Origin of the sequence: Nocardioides sp., assembly GCF_050699375.1 — a bacterium.
Taxonomy (GTDB): Bacteria; Actinomycetota; Actinomycetes; order Propionibacteriales; family Nocardioidaceae; genus Nocardioides.
In genome coordinates this window covers 1-3,821 of record NZ_JBOHDN010000016.1, presented here as the reverse complement: position 1 = coordinate 3,821, position 3,821 = coordinate 1, and the positions used below count along the sequence as shown (strand labels likewise).

6 protein-coding genes are annotated in these 3,821 nt (G+C 68.9%); 3 read left to right on the top strand and 3 right to left on the bottom strand.

Features of this window, described 5'->3' with window-relative positions:
* The coding region (locus tag ACRDPS_RS00680) for a hypothetical protein (protein WP_431499690.1) at positions 1-204 on the top strand (204 nt) is incomplete at its 5' end.
* Here ACRDPS_RS00680 and ACRDPS_RS00675 read toward each other — a convergent pair.
* From ACRDPS_RS00675 to ACRDPS_RS00665, 3 genes are read right to left on the bottom strand one after another with little or no spacing between them, the layout of a single operon-like run.
* Positions 201-548 (bottom strand): TraR/DksA family transcriptional regulator, encoded by a 348-nt coding sequence (locus ACRDPS_RS00675; RefSeq protein ID WP_431499689.1) that lies wholly within the window; start codon positions 546-548, stop codon positions 201-203. The two genes, ACRDPS_RS00680 and ACRDPS_RS00675, sit on opposite strands and share 4 nt — an antisense overlap.
* Positions 549-569: 21 nt before the next feature.
* Entirely contained in the window at positions 570-1,082 is a 513-nt protein-coding gene (locus tag ACRDPS_RS00670) for a putative immunity protein (protein ID WP_431499688.1), read from the bottom strand.
* A complete protein-coding gene (locus tag ACRDPS_RS00665; RefSeq protein ID WP_431499687.1) occupies positions 1,079-1,474 on the bottom strand; it encodes an MmcQ/YjbR family DNA-binding protein in 396 nt (131 codons plus the stop codon). Before ACRDPS_RS00665 ends, ACRDPS_RS00670 begins: the two co-directional genes overlap by 4 nt.
* Before the next feature lie 81 nt (positions 1,475-1,555).
* Here ACRDPS_RS00665 and ACRDPS_RS00660 point away from each other — a divergent pair, with 81 nt between their 5' ends.
* Both ACRDPS_RS00660 and ACRDPS_RS00655 read left to right on the top strand, forming a co-directional pair.
* Positions 1,556-2,173 carry a GyrI-like domain-containing protein gene (locus ACRDPS_RS00660; protein ID WP_431499686.1) on the top strand — a complete coding sequence of 206 codons (618 nt, stop codon included), beginning with the start codon at positions 1,556-1,558 and terminating at the stop codon, positions 2,171-2,173.
* Positions 2,174-2,291: 118 nt separating this feature from the next.
* On the top strand, positions 2,292-3,668 hold the full coding sequence (locus tag ACRDPS_RS00655) for a lipase family protein (RefSeq protein WP_431499685.1): 1,377 nt from the start codon (positions 2,292-2,294) through the stop codon (positions 3,666-3,668).
* Positions 3,669-3,821: the final 153 nt, after the last annotated feature.

The following is a 3,821-nucleotide window of genomic DNA, read 5'->3' as shown; positions in this document are numbered from 1 at the left end:
GAAGCGGTCGGTCTCGGGTACCTGTTCGTCATGGCGGGCTTCGTTCTGGCCATGGTGGGCGCCCCGGTTGCAGTGCTGATCGTCCTGATGCTGCTCGCGGCCACGGCCGGATTCCTCCTGGCGGGGCTCGAGCGTCGACGGGCACGCAGGATCCACCGCGATCTCGTCGGGATGCGCGATGAGCGCCGACGGCACCGCCGTTAGTGCCGTGGCTTCCCGGCACAGCTGATGCAGGTGCGCGCCACCGGGCGCGCCTCGAGCCGGCCGCCGCCGATCGGCCGGCCGCAGTTCTCGCAGATCCCGTAGGTGTCCGCGTCCAGGCGCTCCGTGGCGGCGTCGATCTCTTCGAGGTGCCGTCGTGCTTGACGTACGAGCGCTTGGACCTGGGATCGCTCGAAGGCGATCGTGGCGCCCTCAGGGTCGTGCTCGTCGTCTGCGTTGGTGTCTCGTGAGGCGGCGATGACGGCGTCGAAGTCGCTGGTCAGATCAGCAAGGCGGGCGAGCGTCAGCCGGCGCTCGGCGCCCAGCCGCTCACGAGCCTGCTCCATGTCGTCGATGCTGACACCACCTCAGTCGAAGACCGACCAGCAGAGGTCGTTGCGGATCCGCTGGTCGTCGAGGACGAGCTCACGGACCGGCGCCGGGAGCTGTTCACGCTGCCATCGGCACTCCTGACGGCCGGCCTCCTCGGCCTCATCCGGCGGTGCGGCGTCGCGCGCCGCCCTGATGGCGTACGCAGCAGCACCCAGGTCGTGGGCAGCGACATGTGCGACCACACCTGCCTGGCCGGCGGCGTAGGCGGCATTCCTGGCAGCTCCCGCCAGCGGCCGCGCCGCACCCATCGCGTGCCCGCCGAACGCACGAGCCTCCATCATCTTGAGCTCGCCACGGGTCCAGGCATGAGCCGCCTCGATCGCCTGCCGCGGTCGCGGGTCATCAGGGGCGGCGGACTCGAACAGATGGAGCACGTGCTCTGCGCACGTCGCGGCCCACAGCGCGAGCAGATGGTGGTCGGCGTCGGTGAGCGTCCCGCCGCGGCGGATCGTCACCAGCCGCGGATCGCGCTCCTTCGCGAGGATCATCGGCCGGCTTCTCCCCTGGTCTCGGGCCGATCTGGCCCAGGCCCGCCCGGATGAAGGAGGTCGTAGGCGGCTGCCACCTTCTTCGGAACACACAGCCGCCACGCGTCCACCACGAACTCACACGCTTCGAGCGGGTCGAGGGTGGCAAGAGACGACTCCACCCAGTTGAACCGCATCTCCGACTCCCGCGGCAGGTGGAATCTCTCCGGGGCGCTCGCGACCAGCGCAGCACGTTCCTCCTTCGGGAACCCGAAGCCCATCTCGGTCTCGTCCAGGGAGAAGGCGACGTAGACGATCGAGCCGACGCGGAACTTCAGCCGGTTGCGTACGAAGACCTCATAGGACCGCTCCAGGCTCGACCCGAGCCACCGGACGTCCTCGACGGTTGCCATGTCTGGATCGTAGGCGCGCTGAGACGCGACAGCACCCGAGTTTCGCCCGCGACGGTCCCGGTCGGAAGGGATCATGGCTCCATGGCGGAGAAGACGGATCTGAAGAAGACGCTCGACAGCTTCCGGGCGCGTCGCGGCGAGTTTCGGCGGCTCGAGGTGCCGCCACTCCCCTATCTCATGGTCGACGGGCATGGTGACCCGAACGCCGGCGGCGAGTATGCGGAGGCGCTGGGGGCGTTGTACCCGGTGGCGTACAAGCTCAAGTTCGCCAGCAAGAGCCAGGATCGCGACTACGTGGTGCCGCCGCTGGAGGCGCTGTGGTGGGCCGACGACATGGACGCGTTCACGCGTAGCCGGGACAAGTCACGCTGGGACTGGACCGCGATGATCATGACACCGGCCTGGATCACCGAGCAGATGGTCGAGGACGCGAAGACTGCGGCGGCGGCCAAGGACAGGCCGGCGAGCCTCGACAAGATCCGCCTCGAGACCCTCGAGGAGGGCACCTGTGTCCAGACGTTGCACCTCGGGTCCTACGACGAGGAGGGCCCGGTGCTCGAGGAGCTGCACGAGCGGTTCATCCCGGAGCACGGACTTCGGATGACCGGGAAGCACCATGAGATCTATCTCAGTGATCCTCGGCGCGTCGAGCCGGCCAGGCTGCGCACGATTCTGCGCCAACCGGTTGCCGCGACGTAGGTCCGGAGAAATTTCGGTGTACAAGTGTGGACTGAAACCCTTGTCACCGTGAGTGCGGTCACATTACTCTTCAGTAACTCGGGACGAGGTGGTCCCCGCAAACGAGGAGTTATCCCCCATGCCGCACGGTGCAGCTCGGATGTTCGTCAACCGCCCAAGCAGGAGTGCGACCCGCGTTCTGGCCCTGGCACTGGCCGTCGCAGCGGTCTCTCCTGCCTCCCTCTACTCCCCCGCGAGTGCTGCCGACAGCGAGACCAACGTGGTCTCTCGCGGCGTCGAGATCCCGGAGTTCTACAACCCGCCGGCAGACCTTCCCGGCGCCGACGGCGAGCTCGTACGCACCGAGCCGCTCCCCCTGGGAGCCGGCCTGTCCATCCCGGGCGTCGGGTCGCTGCCGGGCACCGCGACGCGGGTCATGTACAAGACGACCGACAACAACGGCGGCGCGGCGGCCGTGACCGGCGCCTACATCGAGCCGTTCGCGGACTGGCAGGGCGAGGGTGACCGGCCGCTGGTTGTCGTCGCACCCGGCACGATGGGCCAGGGTGACCAGTGCTCCGCCTCGCTCGGACTCGAGCACCCGATCTTCTTCAACGGCAAGACCGTCTCCGTGGGCTACGAGGACATCGGGGTCTACCGGCTGCTCGCGCGGGGTGTGGCGGTCATGGTGACCGACTACGTCGGCCTGGGCGCCACGGACCGGCTGCACACCTACGTCGACCGCGTCGACGAGGGGCACGCCGTCCTCGACGCGGCGCGGGCCGCGGTCAACCTGCCCGACGCCTCGGTGACGGGGTCGTCTCGGGTGGGCCTCTTCGGCTACAGCCAGGGCGGCGGCGCCACCGGGTCGGCTTCTGAGCTCCATGGGACGTACGCTCCCGACGTCAACCTGGTCGGCGCCTACGTCGGTGCGCCGCCCGCCGACCTGCGGGCCACCGCCAAGGGCATCGACGGGTCCGGGCTGGCGGGCGCGTTGGGCTGGACCATCAACGGTCTCGCCCAGTCCAACCCGGAGATGCGGCCGATCCTGGAGGAGAACCTGAACGAGGCCGGCCACGAGGCGCTCGAGGACCTCTCGACGGCCTGCGTCGCCGACGCCATCTTCAGCTACCCGTTCCAGCGGAGCAGCAACTGGACCACGACCGGGGAGAGCCTCGACGAGATCATCGAGCGCGAGCCTGCGGTCCAGGCGATCATCTCCGAGCAGAAGCTCGGGCGAATGACCCCGCAGGTCCCGGTCCGCGTCGCCACGGGCACCGAGGACGACATCGTCCCGCACGAGCAGGCCCGTCAGCTCGCCGTCGACTGGTGCGGCCAGGATGCCGAGGTGACCTACAAGGCTGTTGTCCTGCCCAACCTGGGCGACGGGCTGATCACCAACCACATCGCGCCGCTGCTGGTCGACCAGACCGCCGCGGTCGACTGGCTCACCGGGCTGGTCGGAGGCGGAGACCCGGCTGCGTCCAACTGCGCGACGATGCCGAACCAGCGCTAGTGGTCGGAGCCGATAGTTCGTCCCTTGTCCGTCGTCAGGGTGCGTGCTGGGCAAAGGCCACTTCGTTCAGACCTCCCCGCGAAGGCATACCGGGGTCTTTCGAGCGGGGGCAACGCCGCCCAGTGCGTGCCATGGCGGCGGACCGGGGAGGAA